The sequence below is a fragment of the Bacillus sp. AR8-1 genome, assembly GCF_008042345.1.
Classification (GTDB): Bacteria; Bacillota; Bacilli; order Bacillales; family Bacillaceae_G; genus Bacillus_A; species Bacillus_A cereus.
This window is the reverse complement of record NZ_QNUB01000037.1, coordinates 1-17714: the sequence shown is the minus strand read 5'-3', so window position 1 is coordinate 17714 and position 17714 is coordinate 1. Positions and strand designations below refer to the sequence as shown.

The following is a 17714-nucleotide window of genomic DNA, read 5'->3' as shown; positions in this document are numbered from 1 at the left end:
TAAGAAATGAAAACAACTATATATGTAACAAGGCATGGTGAAACAGAGTGGAATGTAGCGAAGCGAATGCAGGGACGAAAAAATTCTGCTTTAACTGAAAATGGTATAGTTCAGGCGAAACAATTAGGGAATCGAATGAAAGATTTACCAATCCATGCGATCTATAGTAGTCCGAGCGAAAGAACACTTCATACGGCAGAGTTAATAAAAGGGGAACGTGATATACCCATTATAGCGGATGAGCATTTCTATGAAATCAACATGGGTATATGGGAAGGACAAACAATCGCGGATATAGAAAAGCAATTTCCAGAAGAAGTACATCTATTTTGGAATGAGCCACATCTTTTTCAGTCAACATCAGGCGAAAATTTCGAGGCCGTTTATGAAAGAGTAATTGAAGGGATGCAGCTTCTTTTAGAGAGGCATAAAGGACAAAACATATTGATTGTTTCTCATGCGGCAGCAGCAAAATTACTTATAGGGCATTTCGCGGGAATGGAAATAGAAAATGTGTGGGATGATCCATTTATGCATAGTGCCAGTTTGAGCATAATAGAATTTGAAGAGGGTATTGGTAAAGTGAAACAATTTGCAGATATAAGTCACTTTCAATAAATGTAAAAAAGGCCGCAAAACGGCCTTTTTTGGGTGGTATAAAAACTAGCAGTTACGTTTTTTATACCAGAAGTGATCGAATTTCTTATTTTTGCAAGATGGGAATTTATGTCCGCCTTTGCAATCATTCCATTTGTGTCCGCTATCGTGACAGTCTTTACCATGATCACATGAATCATCGCAAGAGTGACCGTGTCTGTTAGGGAAGAATTCGCATTTTTTACAGAAACTTCGTTTTGTCCAGAAAAATTTCTTTTCAAAGCGTATGCATTTTGTAATGAATGTACAATGTTTTCTGCGAGTCCGTTTTGTAACTAAAACGCATTCTTTTCTACGCGTTACTTTCGTAACGAACGTCCATTTTTGAACACGTACACGAGTACATTTCGTAACAAATGTCCATTTTTTTACATGTGTACATTTTGTAACGAAAGTACAATGTTTCACGCGAGTACATCTTGTTCTTGGACATTTACCCCCAGTTGTACATTTACATCCAGTTGTACAATTATGATGAGTGAACTTATCATCATCGCATTCAAAAGTACTTGGATCTTGGTGTAAGAAATCCTCCATCCCAGCACTTTTGATTTCTTCGACAGCTTTTCTAATATCACGTTTCATAGAAATCCTCCTTATCATGTATTAAAGTGAAAAGGTATTCTTTTTCCTTAACATGATATGTATGTAGGCATCTTTCTGAACAGGACAAGAGTGTAATTTTATATAAATAGATGATTGCGGATGTATGGACAAGACAAGGCGCATACATTGAATGAAGAGAACTGAGAAGGGATGAGAAAACATGCTGCCTTCATATGATTTTTTTGTTCATCCAATGTACTTAGTGGAATTGAAAAAGGACATTTGGTCAGATAGTCCAGTGCCAGCAAAATTAACTTATGGAAAAAAGAAGTATGACATTGATATCGTATACCGTGGGGCTCATATTCGCGAATTTGAGAAAAAGTCTTATCATGTTATGTTTTATAAGCCTAAAAAATTTCAAGGTGCGAAAGAGTTTCATTTAAATTCGGAGTTTATGGATCCGTCTCTCATACGAAATAAATTATCTTTAGATTTTTTTCATGATATTGGTGTACTTTCGCCAAAATCACAACATGTATTTATAAAAATTAATGGTCAAATTCAAGGTGTGTATTTACAGTTAGAATCGGTTGATGAAAATTTTTTGAAAAATAGAGGATTACCGAGTGGTTCTATTTATTATGCGATAGATGATGATGCGAATTTTTCATTAATGAGTGAACGAGATAAAGATGTTAAGACAGAGCTCTTTGCGGGTTATGAATTTAAATATTCGAATAAAAATAGTGAAGAACAACTGAGTGAATTTGTATTTCAAGCGAATACTTTGACGAGGGAAGCCTATGAAAAAGAGATTGGGAAGTTTCTACATGTCGATAAATATTTAAGATGGTTAGCAGGAGTTATTTTTACACAAAACTTTGATGGTTTCGTTCATAACTACGCACTATATCATAACGATGAAACAAATTTATTTGAAGTTATACCGTGGGATTATGATGCGACTTGGGGGCGAGATGTACAAGGAAGACCACTCAATCATGAATATATTCGCATTCAAGGGTATAATACGTTAAGTGCAAGATTGCTAGACATACCTGTATTTAGAAAGCAGTATCGAAGTATTTTAGAAGAAATATTAGAAGATCAATTTACAGTTTCGTTTATGAGGCCGAAAGTAGAAGGGTTGTGTGAATTGATTCGTCCATATTTACTACAAGATCCATACATGAAAGAAAAATTAGAAACATTTGATCAAGAGGCTGATATGATTTATGAATATATAAATAAGAGAAGAAAGTATATACAAGACCACTTACATGAATTGGATTAATTTTGAAAGAGATTGAAACGTTATCAATCTCTTTTTTTTGTATAATAAAGATGTATCAATAAAAATGAAGTAATATATTTGATAGAGAATGGGGATGCGGATATATGACGATTAAATGGATTGATTGGGTAAAACAAATACAATCTATAGCTCAAGCGGGTTTAACGTATTCTAAGGATGTGTATGATATTGAGCGTTTCCAGCAATTACGAGATATTTCTATTTCAATGATGTCACATTACACGAAAACAGATTGGGAAGTCGTAGAGAAATTATTTGCAAGTGAGACAGGCTATCAAACACCTAAAGTTGATATAAGAGCGGTTGTTTTTCAAAATGAAAAGTTATTATTTGTGAAAGAAAAAAGCGATGGGAAATGGGCATTGCCAGGTGGATGGGCTGATGTCGGTTATACGCCAACCGAAGTTGCAGCAAAAGAAGTTTTCGAAGAGACTGGTTATGAGGTAGATCATTTTAAGTTACTAGCTATATTTGATAAAGAAAAACATCAACCATCTCCATCGGCGACGCATGTATATAAGATTTTCATTGGATGCGAGATTATTGGTGGAGAAAAGAAAACTAGTATTGAAACAGAAGAGGTGGAGTTTTTTGGTGAAAATGAATTGCCTAATTTATCAATTGCTAGAAATACAGAAGACCAAATTAAAGAGATGTTTGCCTACATGAAAGACCCGCAGAAAGAGAAATTAATAGATTAATCCTGCTTGAATTGTACATATTGTTAAAATGAAGATATTGGCAGATTGCAGCCTTTATGTAATAATGGGATGGTATGTGAAGAAAAAAGGAGATAAAAAAGAACATGTTAGCAAACATAATAGATCAGTTATTGCAATTTTTTGCAAGCTTAGGTTACTTTGGAGTAGCTCTTGCTTTAATGATTGAAGTAATCCCAAGTGAAATTGTACTTTCGTATGCTGGCTTTTTAGTAGCGAATGGTAAAATTAGTTTTGTTGGTGCAGTTATCGCCGGAACGATTGGTGGTACTTTAGCACAAATCTTTTTATACTGGCTTGGATACTACGGAGGGCGTCCGGTTGTAGAGAAATACGGGAAATATCTACTTATTAATAAACATCATTTAGACATAGCAGAAGGTTGGTTTAAACGTTATGGAGCAGGCGTAATATTTTCTGCGCGCTTTATACCAGTAGTACGTCATGCGATCTCTATTCCAGCAGGACTAGCTAAGATGCCATTAAAACTATTTACACTTTATACGGTTGTAGCGATCATTCCGTGGTCAATTCTATTTATATACTTAGGTGAAAAACTTGGTGGGAATTGGCGACAAATTAAAGAGTATGCATCTGATTACACACATTACATAATTATAGGAGCTGTTCTTTTTATTGCTCTATACTTTGGTTTAAAGTATTTCAAAAAGAAAAAAGCTGCGCGTTAAAGTCAATGATTTTTCATTGGCTTTTTTATTTGTTTCCGGTTCTAAAAAAAAGGAGTTGTCCATAATGTGTAATAATAAAGCGTAGCGGAGGAATGTGATGAAAGGGTCACCGTTTATACGTGGAACTATATTTTTAACGATGGCAACGATGATATCAAAAATGTTAGGATTTATATATGTTATACCATTTACAGCAATGGTCGGTACGAGTGGGTATGTTTTATACACGTATGCATATCGTCCCTATACCATTATGCTCAGCATTGCGACAATGGGATTACCACTTGCAGTTTCAAAAATGGTATCAAAATATGATCAACTGAATGATTATCATACGGTTAAGAGAGTGTTGAAAAGTGGAATCGTGTTTATGTTTATAATGGGAGTCATTTCGTGTTTTACGTTATATATGCTAGCTCCGCATTTAGCTAAGCTTGTCATCGATGGGAATGATCAAACGGGGAATAGTGTAGGAGCGGTTACTACTAATATTCGAATTGTAAGTTTTGCGTTAATACTTGTGCCAGTAATGAGTTTATTAAGGGGCTTCTTTCAAGGATTCCAATCGATGGGGCCTTCTGCATTAAGTGTCGTTGTAGAGCAATTTTTTCGGGTTTTAACCATTTTAATAGGAAGCTTTGTCGTTTTATATATTTTAAAAGCATCTGTCTCGCTAGCAGTTGGTATTTCAACATTTGGTGCCTTTATGGGAGCGGTAGGTGGATTAACTGTTTTAAGTGCGTATTATATGAGAAGGAGAAGGCACTTAAAGAAAAAAGAAATGGCAAGTATACCACAAACAACGAAATCTTTTTTCTCGCTTTATAAGGAGCTCTTTACATATTCTATTCCTTTTGTTGTGGTGGGCTTAGCAATTCCGTTGTATCAGACGATTGATACATTTACAATTAATAAACTACTTATACAAATAGGGTATATGCAAGGAGAAGCGGAAAAAATTAATGCGATAATTGGTCTTGTTCAAATGGTTGTGCTTATCCCGGTATCCGTTGCGACAGCTTTTAGTATGTCTCTCGTACCAGAGATGACGAAAGCTTACACAGCAGGAAATACGAAGCTATTGTACAAACATTTTACGAGAACAAATGTATTAGTAGTAGCGATTACGGTACCGGCGGCAATTGGAATGATGGTGTTAGCCAAGCCTGTATATACTCTTTTATTCGGTGCTGGAAATGATCCAGAGATGGGGAGAATCATTTTACAGTATTATGCTCCTGCTTGCATATTATTTTCTCTTTTTACAGTAACGGCTGCTATGCTACAAGGAATCAATCAACAGCAGAAGACGGTGCTAGGACTAGTGATTGGAATTATTGTGAAGATAGTTTTAAATATTGTATTGCTTCCGTATTTCGATTATGTAAGTTTTATCATTTCAACATACGCTGGCTATACGATTTCAGTCGGTTTTAACTTGTGGATGCTTTCTAAATATGTTATAAAGGCAACATAAGCTTTTAAGGCAGAGAGCACTCTGTCTTTTTCTATGTTTATCCCGCTTTAACGGGCAGTGAGACCCTCACCTCAAAATTCAGCGAAAGAAAAGAAGTTTGGTTGGGGGCGGGTAGCCTGTAAAAGCCCGATTTGTGAGGGCTAATAATCAGTGGGGGATGAAGCCACCCACTGATTAAAGTTTCACTTTATAATATTTTTCCTATAAAAACGTTTTCAAAATAATTTTTCTATTGAAATTTAAACGTATGTTTCATATGCTGAGAATGGCGGTTTAAAAACTGTGATTTAAGAGAGGTAGATTCCTACATGTAAAAAGAATCGGGGTGATAGTATGTTAAATATATATTTAACAGACCGAAACGGAAAACTACAAGAGATTGAGGAAATGCAAAAGGGGTGCTGGATTAATGTACTTCATCCAACAGAAGAAGAAATTCAATATCTAGTACAAACTTTAAATGTAGACTTAGATTTCATTAAAGACCCTTTGGATGATGAAGAACGCTCTCGTATTGAAAAGGAAGACAATAATACTTTAATTATCGTGGATATTCCGACAGTTAGACATGACGAAGAAGGAAATTCGATTTATGACACGATTCCAATAGGTATGATTGTGATGCCGGATTGTTTTGTTACAATCTGCTTAGAAGAGAATCCAATTTTTGAACGTTTTATTAATCAACGTATTAAAGAATTTTATACGTTTAAAAAGACGCGCTTTGCACTTCAGCTCTTATATACGATTTCTACTTATTATTTAAGATACTTAAAGCAAATAAATCGAAAAACAATTGATTTAGAGCATCAATTAAATCAGTCAATGAAAAATAAAGAGATTTTCACATTATTAGGCCTTGAGAAAAGTTTAGTATACTTTACAACGTCATTAAAGGCTAATAAAATTGTAATTCAAAAGTTAATGCGTAATAGTACATTTTTAAAAATGTATGAAGACGATCAAGATTTATTAGAAGATGTATTAATTGAAAATAAACAGGCTATTGAAATGGCGGAAATATATAGTCACATTTTAAGTGGAATGATGAATACTTTTAGCTCCGTTATATCAAATAATTTAAATAGTGTTATGAAACTGTTAACGTCAATTACGATCATTTTATCTTTACCGACGATGGTTTCTAGTTTCTTTGGAATGAACGTAAAGGTTCCGTTTGAAGGGGAAGCCCACGGTTTTGTAATTGTACTCATCATATGTGTAACACTATCTTTCACGTTAGCTTTTGTTTTTTGGAAGAAACGTTACTTTTAACGATAAGAAAGCTGCTCTAGCATAGTTATATAACTACGCTAGAGCAGCTTTTTTGCTATGAAATCTCAAATTTTGAATAGAATATAACTTGTACAATGTAATGTATATAAAGGGTATGTATGCCATATAAACCTTGTCCAATTAATGAAATGGGGTTAAAATTACATATTGTTAATGAAAAGTTGGAGGAAATACATCATGGAATTGTTTCAATTACCGAAAGCATTCCTGCAAATGAATACAATTTTTATCTCCATATTGATCGAAGCACTTCCGTTTGTGCTAATTGGTGTATTTATTTCAGGATTCATTCAAATGTTCGTGACAGAAGATATGGTGGCTAAATGGATGCCGAAGAACCGATTTCTGTCTGTTTTATTAGCTACTTTTTTAGGCATGTTGTTTCCAGGTTGTGAATGTGGAATTGTTCCGATTGTAAGACGATTAATCGGAAAAGGCGTTCCACCATATGCAGGGATTGCATTTATGTTAACTGGTCCAATTATTAATCCAGTTGTTTTATTTGCAACATACGTTGCCTTTGGGAGTAGTATGCACATGGTATGGTATCGTTCTATTGTAGCGATTATCGTAGCCATTATCGTTGGAATTATATTATCCTTTATGTTTAAAGAACATCAATTAAGAGATGATCACTTCCCAGAAGTGAATAATAAGCGTCTACTGCGTAAAAAAATGTGGGATGTATGTACACACGCTGTTGAGGAATTCTTCTCAATGGGAAAATATTTAGTACTAGGTGCGTTAATTGCAGCAGCGGTACAAACGTTTGTACAAACTTCAACACTTCTTGCTATTGGACAAGGTCCGTTTTCTTCATCAGCTGTTATGATGGGACTTGCTTATATATTATCACTTTGTTCAGAGGCAGATGCATTTATCGCTTCTTCGTTCCAAAGTACGTTTTCAACAGCTTCACTTGTCGCGTTCCTCGTTTACGGACCGATGGTGGATATTAAAAATATGTTTATGATGCTTGCGACATTTAAAACTAAATTTGTAATTGTTGTTATTGTTACAGTTACTCTTGTTGTTTATGCAAGCTCACTACTCATTTATGCGATGGGGTGGTAGGTTATGTTTCGAGCATATATATTATTAGGTTTTACAATATTAATTGCGCAGCTTCATATTTCCGGTAACATTACGAAGTATATCAATATGAAGTATGCCTATTTATCAACAACAGCAGCAATTATTTTAGGTTTCTTAACGATTGTACAAATTATCGTCGTTTTCCAAAAAGAGCACCAAAAGGAAAAAGAGAAAAATGATTGCAGTTGTGACCATAGCCATTGCGGACATGATCATTCAAAAGATGAGAATACATGGTGGAAAAAAGCATTTTCGTACTCCTTGTTTTGTTTTCCAATTATCTCAGGCTTATTTTTCCCGATTGCAACGTTAGATTCAGATATTGTTAAAGCGAAAGGATTTCATTTTCCTGTTGCACAAGCAGAAAGTAAGGATCCATTTATGACAAGACAATTTCTAAGACCTGATACGAGTATTTATTACGGGAAAGAAGGATACCGAGGTGTAATGGAAAAAGGGAAGAAAGAGTTTGTTACGAAAGACAATATTAATTTGAAAGATGAAGACTTCCTAAAGGGTATGGAAACAATTTATAATTATCCTGGCGAGTTTACTGGGAAAAAATTATCTTTTAAAGGGTTTGTTTTTAGAGATGATTCTTCTAAAAAAGAACAATATTTCTTATTCCGTTTCGGTATTATACACTGTGTAGCGGATTCTGGTGTATATGGTATGTTAGTGAAAAAACCAGAAGGCGTAGAGTGGAATAATGATGACTGGATTCAAGTAGAAGGAGAGATAACTACTGAGTTTTATCAGCCGTTTCATGCGAATATTCCTGTATTAGAAGTAACAAAATGGAATAAAGTTGAACAGCCGAAAGAACAATATGTATTTAGAGGAGCCGATTGATAAAATCGGTTCTTTTTTGTGGACTAAAAGTTCTGAATGTTGCTAATATTAAACGTGTAGTTCATTTAGTATAGGGATTATTGAAATATTAGGGATAGATCATTAAAGGGGTGATAACAATGACAGAAGTAAAGGGGAAAACAGCCAATGAGTCAAGGGTGTTCAAAACGAGCCGGGTATTCCCAACAGATTTAAATGATCATAACACGCTATTTGGTGGGAAGATATTAGCGGAGATGGATATGGTTGCTTCTATTTCAGCATCCAGACATTCGAGAAAGGAATGTGTCACAGCATCTATGGACTGGGTTGATTTCTTACATCCTGTTCGTTCTTCAGATTGTGTTAGTTATGAATCTTTCGTAATTTGGACGGGAAGAACTTCGATGGAAGTGTTTGTGAAGGTAGTGGCTGAAGATTTAATTTCAGGTGAGAAGCGTATAGCGGCAACGTCATTCGTTACTTTTGTTGCACTTAGTAAGGAAAATAATCCAGTTCCAGTACCGCGTGTTATCCCTGAAACAGAAGAAGAGAAAGAATTACATCGTATTGCAGTGTTACGTGCAGAGCAGCGTCATATACGTAAGGCAGAGAGTAAGAAAGTAGCCACATTGTTAACCTTTTGAGATAAATGTTTAGCCATTTAAGTTACAATAGCAGGCGGAAATGGTTTTAAAATGAAAAGCGGACACCTAAAAATAGGTGTCCGCTTTTATAGTTTTTTCATCCACATATCATATGACAGTAGCTACTTAGCAGAAGCAAGCAGCACCGACGATGATTAAGAGGATAAATAATACGACTAATAGCGCAAATCCATTACCATGTGCGAAGCCCATTGTTATTTCCTCCTTTTATTTTAAGATACAACATACAATATGCAAATGAGCTATTGTTTGATATGGACATATATCATGCAATGACATATTTTCTTGAATGATAATGTAATAAAAAAGGGAAGATATAGAAATAACAGTAAGTGGAGAAAGGAATTTATCCATGAAGCACTTTTTCGCTATAATCCTTTGTTTAATAGGTGTATTCATTTGGATGAACATCGATGTGGAAATGGGGAAGGAAATGGCTAGTGAATATGAATTAGGACAAGTTCGATTAGGTGAATTTCAACTATATACGAACGGTGAAGAGTTATATAGAAAATTATTTGAGGATATAAACGAAGCAGAAAAGTATATATATATCCATTTTTATATTGTAGGAAAAGATGAAATAAGCGAAGAGTTTTTACAGTTATTAGAGAAAAAAGCATCTAGTGGAGTAGAAGTGAAATTGTCAGTCGATCGAATAGGTGGATATAAGCTGAAGAAAAAGGTAATTAGCCGATTAAAGGAAAACGGTGTGAAGTTTACATTTAGTAAAAAACCGAAACTGAAAAATGTTTTCTATTCTTTGCATCAACGAAATCATAGACGTATTGTTACGATAGATGGAAAGGTATCATACGTCGGTGGTTTTAATATCGGAAAGGAGTACCTTGGACAAGATCCGAAGTTCGGGCCATGGCGTGATTATCACGTGCGCATCCATGGTGAGGGTGCAGCGGATATGGAAAGAAAGTTCGCCGAAGATTGGAAAGAAGATACAGGAGAAAAAATGCCTATACATGAAAGTATACCGACATTAGGGAATGTACAATATCAATATCTATTTTCAAATGGAAAAGGCTTATGGGAAAAGTATGGGGCACTTTTAAAAAAGGCTAAAAAGTCTTTAATTATCGCTACACCATATTTTGTACCAAGTAAAGAAATGGTGAAAGAGTTAAAAGCTGCATTAAATCGTGGTGTTAATGTGAAAATTCTCGTGCCATTTAAAAGTGATGCCATATTGTTAAAACAAGCTGCCTATCCATATTTGAAAGATATGTTACATGCTGGAGCGGAGATTTATCAATATCGAAATGGATTTTTTCATGGGAAAGTAACAATCATTGATGGAGAAATTGTTGATATTGGGACAGCGAATTTTGATAATAGAAGTTTTTATTTAAATTGTGAGTCTAACTGTATCATATATGATAAAACAGTTGTTGATGAAGTATGGAGTCGATTAAAGGTAGACTTTCATAAATCAAAACGATTTTCTGAAGAAGATTTTGAGAAAATTAGTAGATGGGATTGGTTTTTAGCAAGAATAGCAAATGTTTTAGCATCATATTTATAACATATAGACCCTAGAGAAGGGAGGCACTTTCATGGATTGTATGAAAGAGTTAATGAGATATAGTTATATGCTAATATACAAGGTTGGAGAGTATGCTGGAAAGGTCAGAGACGAAGAATTAAAAAATCTATTACAGCACCATTTACCATATATGTTACAAGCATATAATGAACAAGTAAATTTTCAAGAAGGAGAGAATGTGCAGCATATAACCTGTGAAACAACGGAGTTTGGTTTGCATGAAATGGAAAAGGAAACAGTTAGTAAATATACAGGGGATATTCATATTGCAACATGTTATATTGCGCACTTAAAACGATTAGCTCTAAAGTTTGCTCAAGTTGCAGTGGAAGTTGCTAATCCGGAGTTCCGCTCATTTTTGGAAAATTGTTTCCTGAAAATGAACCGTTACGCTTATAGTGTGTGGCAATATGTTATGAAGAAGGAATATAAGATTACACATCTATATGAAAATGAAAAGTTTGCATGAGAAACTAAGGCGGAATGGTATGCGCCTTAGTTTTTTTATGTCCATTTAGAGAAAAAAATTAGTTTTATTGTGTATCGATTGGAAATGAAATATGTAAATTTAAATTAGTTTTTGTTATCAGAAAATTTACAAAAATTTACCTTATATTTACTGTTTTTCAATCTCTCCTTTAAAAATAGAGAGTAATATGAGGTTGTACATATTCTATCACAGGGAGGAAACGCAAATGAACAAATGGGTTAAATCATTAACTGCTATGGCACTTGCAAGTTCTTTATTAATGGTAGGTTGTAGTAAAGGTGAGGACAAGAAGAAAGAAGACGACACAACAACACAACAAGAGGATAAAAAGGATAAAGAAACAAGCGGAACCGAGAAGTCTACTGATTCTAAAGAGAAGAAATAAAGTAATAATAAAGCTTCCTCTCATATATGAGGAAGCTTTTTTGTTGTAAATTGATTGATATTATTGAAAAATAGAAAGAGAATGAAAGAGGGGGAAAACAAATGAAAGTATGTATATTGGGAGCAACAGGACGAGTAGGTTCAAACATAATTAATTTAGCATTAAAGGATTCAGCTGAAGTGACTGCATTAGCGCGTGATTTAAATAGAATAGAAATACAACATGAAAGGTTACGAGTGATAGAAGGTAATGTATTGAACGAAAATGATATAAAAAAAGCGATAGAAGGAAGCGATATAGTAATTAGTGCACTTGGAACGGATCAAAATGGAACATTAGCGAAGAGTATGCCACAAATTATTAAGCAAATGGAAGAAGAAGGGGTTCATAAAATCATAACAATAGGAACGGCTGGTATTTTACAAGCAAGAACGGATCTAAATTTATATCGTTTTCAATCAACGGAATCAAAAAGGAAAACGACAACAGCAGCAGAAGATCATTTGGCTGCATATAAGGTACTAAGTAATAGTAATAATTTATGTTGGACAGTTGTTTGTCCGACACATTTAATAGACGGTGAGGCGACAGAGGTATATCGAACTGAAAAAGATATATTGCCAGAAGGTGGATCGAAAATTACAGTGGGTGATACAGCACACTTTGCATGGGATCTATGTAAGAAAAACATATATGAAAATAGTCGAGTAGGTATTGCATATTAAAAAACCATCCCGAAGTCGGGATGGTTAAAATATGATATAACACAAGAAGATGACAATCATAATGATTTGGAGAATTGCTTTCGCTACTGTACTGCTTAAAAAACCAACTACAGTAGCGACTCCAACTAGAAAGGCATCTTTTGGCGCTTTTTTATGCACTAGTTCTGTTATAAATACTGATAAAAACGGTATGATAATAAGTCCGAATGGTGGGAAGAAGAACGATCCGACAATGATAGAAATCATTCCGACACGTTCGCCCCATTTAGAACTACCGTATTTTTTTAAGAAATATCCATTTGCAATAAAATCAGCAACGAAAATGAAAAGAGTGAAAATGACTTGAATAATCCAAAAAGAAGTTGTTAATTCTACTCCATTTATACTGAAATGGTAAATTAAATATCCAGCCCAGACAGCAAGTATGCCAGGGATAATGGGATAAATAAAGGCGAGAAATGAAACAAGGAAACAGGCAATGATACAAATTGTTAATAAAACAGTCACTTTATAGCTCCTTTTTAATATCTAGTTTATGTACAGCAACTTTTTTGACTTGATGTCCATCAAGTTCTAATACTTTAAATTGAAAACCAGCATATTCAATGGAATAACCAGCTTCAATATTTAAGTCAACTGCTTGAGAGAGAAGCCATCCTCCAATTGTATCTAAATCACTATCATCAATATGTAGGCCAAACATATCATTTACTTCAGAAATGAGCACCTTTCCATCTAAAACAGTAAGCTTAGGTGTACGCTTTTCAATCATAGGTGATTCATCCGCATCGAATTCATCTTGAATTTCTCCAATGATTTCTTCAAGAATATCTTCCATCGTTAAAAGTCCGGCAGTGCCACCATATTCATCCATAACGATTGCCATCTGAACGCGATTTTTTTGAAGATGGACTAACGTTTTACGAATTGGAACTGTTTCAAATACTGTTAAAACAGGATGTATATAAGATTCAAGTGGTTTATAAATACCTTTCGTTTGATCATGGAATACTTCTTTAGTATTAATCATCCCGATGATATCATCTTTATCTTTTTCAATGATTGGATAGCGTGTATATTTTTCAGTTGCGACGATATCCATATTTTCTTCTAACGTATTTTCAGTAGATAAGCAAATCATTTCGGTACGAGGAACCATTATTTCTTTCGCAACTCGATCATCAAATTCAAAAATGTTATTTACATATTTATATTCGGTTTGGTTTATTTCACCGCTTTTAAAACTTTCACCTAAAATGAGTCGCAATTCCTCTTCAGAATGAGCAAGTTCATTTTCTTTGGCAGGTTCTAATCCGAGTAGTTTTGTGAAAAATATAGCTGCACTATTGAGTAACCAAATAAATGGATACATAATTTTATCAAATAAAATAAGAGGTCTTGCAAATTTGAGTGTGATTGCTTCTGCTTTTTGAATTGCAAAAGACTTTGGAACTAACTCACCTAATACAACGTGGAAAAATGTAATAACACTAAAAGCAATAACAAAAGATAAAGTGTTAGCCATTGTTCCAGTAATATTAATTTTTTCAAAGAGCGGTCGTAGTATATGTTCCACAGTCGGTTCACCAAGCCAACCAAGCCCTAAAGAAGTGATTGTAATTCCGAGCTGACAAGCTGATAAATAAACATCTAAATTAGATAGGACGCTTCTTGCAGCTAAAGCTTGTTTATTACCTTCATTTGCAAGTTGGTCAATTCGACTTTTTCGTACTTTTACAACAGCGAATTCTGATGCAACGAAAAAGCCAGAAATAAGAATAAGTACAAAGATGAGAAAAATATTTAATATGTCCAAGTGTGTTCTCCATTCCAAGGTTTGGAATAAAGATGTCACCTCCTGCAATTATGTTATACTTTTATAATAAATCTAAATGAAAAGAATAGTCAAAGGAAAAGGGCAAATATTGGTATGTTTCTGTAATAGTTTTTGAATTTGCTGTTATTTTGTCCGCTATACAAAAGGAATAACCCCCTACTTTTAGATTATAGAGGGTTATTTCAATTAAGGTTTCGGAACGCTTCTCGTTAAAGTGTATGACTGTTGCTTGGAGTAGTTTGTGGTCCATAGTGTTTGAAGGAAAGAAAGTATGCTATATGGGATATAGAGTAGTAATAAGCCGATTGTAACAATTATGGGTGAATTTCCGCCAAATTGAACGATAAATTGTAACAGTCCACTTGCATGAAAAACGCATTCCATAAAAACGAATGAAAGAATGATGGAACCTAAAATTGATTTATGGTTCGAAGTAAGCGCCAAAAACAATGTATCCACAAGAAAAGAATCATGTTTTATTTCATATTCATTTGTGTTTTTCAAGAAAGGAATCCATTTTTTTACTGCTTGCATAACGATAATCATGGAAGTACTACATACGATGATAAAAGATGAGTAGTAAGGAAGGTTTATAAATTGTGCGACGTATAGAAGTAGTAATAAGACTGAACATTGTAATACTACAGTGCAAAAAGAGTAAGGTATCCAATTCAATACAGTAGTAAACTTTTTAAACGAGTTAGGTACTTTGAAAAATAAATGGCCGATACCCAAACTTATGAAAAATCCGATCGCAAGGGTAAAAGTAAAACGAACAATCGATATAAAATATATTTCCCATATGTAAGGGAATAATGGTGTTGAATGATTAGAAGTATGTATCATTTGATTTGCTGAGAAAAAGATAGATTCATGCATCCAATCAACCTTTGGAATTGATATAGAAGAAAGCTGTGCGAAGTTTTGAAAAATGCTAATAAATCCATTTTGATAAGAGTAATTGTGTGTAATAAAAAGAGCTGGAATAGGACTTATGGCAAAAATAACAATAACACCAATTATAAATTTACATATATGTGAGCGTAATAAGGACATATAAACCACCTACTCTTGGAATGTTCAGAAAATTCTTATTCTTATTTTAGCCGTTTTTGGAGCAAGTTACAATATATTTTTCTTCATGTATGGGCATATGGATAATTTTAAATTGTATTTAGAAATCTATTTTTTGTGTGGAATGAAGAGAATGTAGGGAAATGTCGAAAGTATTAAATAGATTTTTAAAATTGGAAAGTGATACCATAAAATTAAACGATGTTTAAATCGTTGTTTAACTGATACATTCTAGAGGGGGAGATAAATTGGGAGGGAATGAAAACGTATCAACGAAAAAAAGATTTTAAATACAACATTGGAATTAATTAAAAAAGAAGGTTTTGAAAAGGTAACGATAAGGAAAATTGCAACATTGTTAGATATAAATATAGCGCTAGTAAATTACCATTTTGGTTCAAAAGAAAAGTTAATTAGTGAGGCGATTAGAGTTTTATTAATTAGCTTTCAAGGCACTTTTTCTATTTTAGATAATATTACAGTGCCAGCAAAAGAAAGATTAAAAATATTTTTATTGGATTATGTACTAGTAATTCGGCAATATCCGGAGTTAGTTAGGAAGATTATTGCAATGGGAACTACGGTATTTACATCTCAATACGAATATGGGGATTTTTTGAAGAGGCTAGGTTTCAGTAAAGTGAAGAATATTTTGAGCGAGATAACAAATGAAACGGATCAGGAAATTTTAATGATGATGACGGTGCAAATATTTGGATCCATTTTTCTTCCCACATTAATGATGCCAATTCTCGAATCAGGGGCAGATATAAAAGTACCATCTGTAGAAAAACAGATTGATTTCCTATTTGAACGCTATTTTTATAAAAATTGAGATAGTGGGTGATAGAGGTGGCTAGTTTCTTTAGAAAGCATTGGTGTGATATAGGGTTAGTTGTCGCTATTGTTGTCGTTGTTTCTTTAGTCGCGAATTTGGGAGAAATGAGTGAAATAAAAGTACTGTTAGGGTTAAGTTTTGTGGCCATTTTAGTGCATCAATTTGAAGAGTATCGTTGGCCAGGTTATTTTGCTGGTCTGTTTAATGTAGTTATATTTAAAAGTGATATACCAGACCGCTATCCATTAAATACGCAATCTGCTATGGTAATAAATATTTTGATTGCGTATGTTTTTTATTTACTCCCGGTTTTTTTTCAAAATATAATATGGCTTGGGTTGGCACCTATTTTAATGGGATTTTTTCAATTCATATGGCATGGTATTTTTGCGAATATAAAAGCTAAAACAATATATAATCCGGGATTAGGTGCGGTTGTATTACTACATGTTCCAATTGGTTATGTATATATGAGGTATATTCTTTTACACAATCTGGCTACAAATTTGGATTGGTTATTTGGGGTGATCTACTTTCTAATAGCTACCTATTTTTTAATTATAAAAGGAAATATGTTAATGAAAAGTAAGGAGACAAATTATTACTTTTCTAAAAAACAATTAGGTCCGTACAATGATACAATGAAGTGATTCAGAATTCAGAGGGAGGGTTTTGGATGCGGAAGAAAGTGCAAGTGAAGGATTCATGAATAAATTATGACAAGAAAATGAATAATTTTCAGAAAAATAAAATAAATTATTTATTTTTTTCTGAAAATATAATATAGTTATGGCACAGAAAGTATTTTAACATAAGGAGGCTTTTTATGAGGATTAAAGGGAATTACGTGCCAAAAAGGGAAGTTTTACTGTGCTCAAGTTCGATTACGATAGGGGAAGCGTTAGAGCATTTAAATAAAACGGGTTATCGTTGTGTACCAGTTTTAGATGAAAAAAAAGAGAAATTTTTAGGGAATATATATAAAGTAGATATTTTAGAATATAAAGGATCACTTGACGAGAGTGTAATGCAATTATTAAACGATAAAGAGGGATTTGTGAGAGAAGATTCTTCTTTCTTTAAAGTATTTTTTACAATAAAAAAATTGCCTTATTTATCAGTAGTTGACGAAAAAGGGGTTTTCCTTGGAATTTTAACGCATAAAAAAGTTTTTGAGTTATTAGAGGATGCATGGGGTGTTCACTCTAGTAAATACTCTGTCATGATTGGAACGCAAGACTATAATGGAGCAATCCAAAAGTTATCGACAGTTTTAAAGAAATACACTGGTATTCAAAGTTTGATGACTTTTGATAATGATGCCTTATTAGTTCGTAGAATTATGTTTACATTAGGAGAAGAGTTTAACGACGGTGAATTAGAGACATTATTGAAAGATTTAGAAGATCACGGATTTAGAGTTGTATATGTGGAAGAGATGAAAAATCCACGTGAAGTTGAAACGATAGAGTAACATACAAAAGCCATCTAATTATGAAGTGACCCCCGAA

General features: G+C 33.7%; 20 protein-coding genes and 1 pseudogene. 16 read left to right on the top strand and 5 right to left on the bottom strand.

The genetic code is table 11. The features are described from left to right. Nucleotides 1-6 precede the first annotated feature (6 nt). The gene (locus DN400_RS22400; RefSeq protein ID WP_000858830.1) at nucleotides 7-618 is read left to right on the top strand and encodes a phosphoserine phosphatase 1; all 612 of its coding nucleotides are present in this window, start codon (nucleotides 7-9) and stop codon (nucleotides 616-618) included. 45 nt (nucleotides 619-663) lie between these two features. Here the strand turns inward: DN400_RS22400 and exsB are convergent, their stop codons facing one another. Next, on the bottom strand, nucleotides 664-1242 hold the full coding sequence (exsB, locus tag DN400_RS22395) for an exosporium protein ExsB (RefSeq protein WP_000817500.1): 579 nt from the start codon (nucleotides 1240-1242) through the stop codon (nucleotides 664-666). 181 nt (nucleotides 1243-1423) lie between these two features. Here exsB and cotH point away from each other — a divergent pair, with 181 nt between their 5' ends. The 8 genes from cotH (at nucleotide 1424) to DN400_RS22355 (ending at nucleotide 9275) form a co-directional block, all read left to right on the top strand. Beyond that, a complete protein-coding gene (cotH, locus tag DN400_RS22390; RefSeq protein WP_000937999.1) occupies nucleotides 1424-2500 on the top strand; it encodes a spore coat protein CotH in 1077 nt (358 codons plus the stop codon). Between the two features lie 104 nt (nucleotides 2501-2604). After that, entirely contained in the window at nucleotides 2605-3222 is a 618-nt protein-coding gene (locus DN400_RS22385; RefSeq protein ID WP_000153584.1) for an NUDIX hydrolase N-terminal domain-containing protein, read from the top strand. A gap of 104 nt (nucleotides 3223-3326) precedes the next feature. Continuing rightward, nucleotides 3327-3929 (top strand): undecaprenyl phosphate transporter UptA, encoded by a 603-nt coding sequence (uptA, locus tag DN400_RS22380; RefSeq protein WP_000880691.1) that lies wholly within the window; start codon nucleotides 3327-3329, stop codon nucleotides 3927-3929. A gap of 97 nt (nucleotides 3930-4026) precedes the next feature. After that, complete coding sequence (locus DN400_RS22375) at nucleotides 4027-5406, top strand: putative polysaccharide biosynthesis protein (protein WP_000678842.1); 1380 nt, start codon at nucleotides 4027-4029, stop codon at nucleotides 5404-5406. 333 nt (nucleotides 5407-5739) lie between these two features. Further along, on the top strand, nucleotides 5740-6681 hold the full coding sequence (locus DN400_RS22370) for a magnesium transporter CorA family protein (RefSeq protein WP_000932389.1): 942 nt from the start codon (nucleotides 5740-5742) through the stop codon (nucleotides 6679-6681). Nucleotides 6682-6879: 198 nt separating this feature from the next. Beyond that, nucleotides 6880-7776 (top strand): permease, encoded by an 897-nt coding sequence (locus DN400_RS22365; protein WP_098616381.1) that lies wholly within the window; start codon nucleotides 6880-6882, stop codon nucleotides 7774-7776. 3 nt (nucleotides 7777-7779) lie between these two features. After that, nucleotides 7780-8649, top strand: coding sequence for a TIGR03943 family putative permease subunit (locus tag DN400_RS22360; RefSeq protein WP_000488059.1), 870 nt, complete (start codon nucleotides 7780-7782; stop codon nucleotides 8647-8649). Nucleotides 8650-8768: 119 nt separating this feature from the next. Next, a complete protein-coding gene (locus DN400_RS22355) occupies nucleotides 8769-9275 on the top strand; it encodes an acyl-CoA thioesterase (RefSeq protein ID WP_000141164.1) in 507 nt (168 codons plus the stop codon). A gap of 126 nt (nucleotides 9276-9401) precedes the next feature. Here the strand turns inward: DN400_RS22355 and DN400_RS22350 are convergent, their stop codons facing one another. Beyond that, nucleotides 9402-9488, bottom strand: a complete 87-nt coding sequence (locus DN400_RS22350) for a YjcZ family sporulation protein (RefSeq protein ID WP_000505094.1) — start codon at nucleotides 9486-9488, stop codon at nucleotides 9402-9404. A gap of 160 nt (nucleotides 9489-9648) precedes the next feature. Between DN400_RS22350 and cls the strand changes: the two genes are divergently transcribed. The 4 genes from cls (at nucleotide 9649) to DN400_RS22330 (ending at nucleotide 12454) form a co-directional block, all read left to right on the top strand. After that, nucleotides 9649-10833, top strand: coding sequence for a cardiolipin synthase (gene cls / locus DN400_RS22345; protein WP_002093961.1), 1185 nt, complete (start codon nucleotides 9649-9651; stop codon nucleotides 10831-10833). Between the two features lie 31 nt (nucleotides 10834-10864). Next, complete coding sequence (locus tag DN400_RS22340; RefSeq protein WP_000340543.1) at nucleotides 10865-11323, top strand: spore coat protein; 459 nt, start codon at nucleotides 10865-10867, stop codon at nucleotides 11321-11323. Between the two features lie 226 nt (nucleotides 11324-11549). After that, a complete protein-coding gene (locus tag DN400_RS22335) occupies nucleotides 11550-11729 on the top strand; it encodes a hypothetical protein (RefSeq protein WP_001045960.1) in 180 nt (59 codons plus the stop codon). Between the two features lie 101 nt (nucleotides 11730-11830). Beyond that, complete coding sequence (locus tag DN400_RS22330; protein WP_000861649.1) at nucleotides 11831-12454, top strand: NAD(P)-dependent oxidoreductase; 624 nt, start codon at nucleotides 11831-11833, stop codon at nucleotides 12452-12454. 24 nt (nucleotides 12455-12478) lie between these two features. Here the strand turns inward: DN400_RS22330 and DN400_RS22325 are convergent, their stop codons facing one another. From DN400_RS22325 to DN400_RS22315, 3 genes are all read right to left on the bottom strand, one after another. Then, nucleotides 12479-12961, bottom strand: coding sequence for a DUF456 domain-containing protein (locus DN400_RS22325; protein ID WP_147801944.1), 483 nt, complete (start codon nucleotides 12959-12961; stop codon nucleotides 12479-12481). 1 nt (nucleotide 12962) lies between these two features. Beyond that, nucleotides 12963-14270, bottom strand: a complete 1308-nt coding sequence (locus DN400_RS22320) for a hemolysin family protein (protein ID WP_000353735.1) — start codon at nucleotides 14268-14270, stop codon at nucleotides 12963-12965. A 207-nt stretch (nucleotides 14271-14477) separates the two neighbouring features. Further along, a complete protein-coding gene (locus DN400_RS22315; RefSeq protein WP_000055272.1) occupies nucleotides 14478-15347 on the bottom strand; it encodes a hypothetical protein in 870 nt (289 codons plus the stop codon). 266 nt (nucleotides 15348-15613) lie between these two features. Here DN400_RS22315 and DN400_RS22310 point away from each other — a divergent pair. The 3 genes and pseudogenes from DN400_RS22310 (at nucleotide 15614) to cbpA (ending at nucleotide 17677) form a co-directional block, all read left to right on the top strand. Next, a pseudogene (locus DN400_RS22310) lies at nucleotides 15614-16200 on the top strand (TetR/AcrR family transcriptional regulator). An 8-nt stretch (nucleotides 16201-16208) separates the two neighbouring features. Further along, the gene (locus DN400_RS22305) at nucleotides 16209-16853 is read left to right on the top strand and encodes an HXXEE domain-containing protein (RefSeq protein WP_097912466.1); all 645 of its coding nucleotides are present in this window, start codon (nucleotides 16209-16211) and stop codon (nucleotides 16851-16853) included. 176 nt (nucleotides 16854-17029) lie between these two features. Then, nucleotides 17030-17677, top strand: a complete 648-nt coding sequence (gene cbpA, locus DN400_RS22300) for a cyclic di-AMP binding protein CbpA (protein WP_001220528.1) — start codon at nucleotides 17030-17032, stop codon at nucleotides 17675-17677. Nucleotides 17678-17714 lie beyond the last annotated feature (37 nt).

Bases quoted from the DNA above. Each gene is read 5' to 3' on its own strand.
- DN400_RS22400 (WP_000858830.1), top strand. From the start codon at position 7: ATGAAAACAACTATATATGTAACAAGGCATGGTGAAACAGAGTGGAAT.
- exsB (WP_000817500.1), bottom strand. From the start codon at position 1,242: ATGAAACGTGATATTAGAAAAGCTGTCGAAGAAATCAAAAGTGCTGGG.
- cotH (WP_000937999.1), top strand. From the start codon at position 1,424: ATGCTGCCTTCATATGATTTTTTTGTTCATCCAATGTACTTAGTGGAA.
- DN400_RS22385 (WP_000153584.1), top strand. From the start codon at position 2,605: ATGACGATTAAATGGATTGATTGGGTAAAACAAATACAATCTATAGCT.
- uptA (WP_000880691.1), top strand. From the start codon at position 3,327: ATGTTAGCAAACATAATAGATCAGTTATTGCAATTTTTTGCAAGCTTA.
- DN400_RS22375 (WP_000678842.1), top strand. From the start codon at position 4,027: ATGAAAGGGTCACCGTTTATACGTGGAACTATATTTTTAACGATGGCA.
- DN400_RS22370 (WP_000932389.1), top strand. From the start codon at position 5,740: ATGTTAAATATATATTTAACAGACCGAAACGGAAAACTACAAGAGATT.
- DN400_RS22365 (WP_098616381.1), top strand. From the start codon at position 6,880: ATGGAATTGTTTCAATTACCGAAAGCATTCCTGCAAATGAATACAATT.
- DN400_RS22360 (WP_000488059.1), top strand. From the start codon at position 7,780: ATGTTTCGAGCATATATATTATTAGGTTTTACAATATTAATTGCGCAG.
- DN400_RS22355 (WP_000141164.1), top strand. From the start codon at position 8,769: ATGACAGAAGTAAAGGGGAAAACAGCCAATGAGTCAAGGGTGTTCAAA.
- DN400_RS22350 (WP_000505094.1), bottom strand. From the start codon at position 9,488: ATGGGCTTCGCACATGGTAATGGATTTGCGCTATTAGTCGTATTATTT.
- cls (WP_002093961.1), top strand. From the start codon at position 9,649: ATGAAGCACTTTTTCGCTATAATCCTTTGTTTAATAGGTGTATTCATT.
- DN400_RS22340 (WP_000340543.1), top strand. From the start codon at position 10,865: ATGGATTGTATGAAAGAGTTAATGAGATATAGTTATATGCTAATATAC.
- DN400_RS22335 (WP_001045960.1), top strand. From the start codon at position 11,550: ATGAACAAATGGGTTAAATCATTAACTGCTATGGCACTTGCAAGTTCT.
- DN400_RS22330 (WP_000861649.1), top strand. From the start codon at position 11,831: ATGAAAGTATGTATATTGGGAGCAACAGGACGAGTAGGTTCAAACATA.
- DN400_RS22315 (WP_000055272.1), bottom strand. From the start codon at position 15,347: ATGTCCTTATTACGCTCACATATATGTAAATTTATAATTGGTGTTATT.
- cbpA (WP_001220528.1), top strand. From the start codon at position 17,030: ATGAGGATTAAAGGGAATTACGTGCCAAAAAGGGAAGTTTTACTGTGC.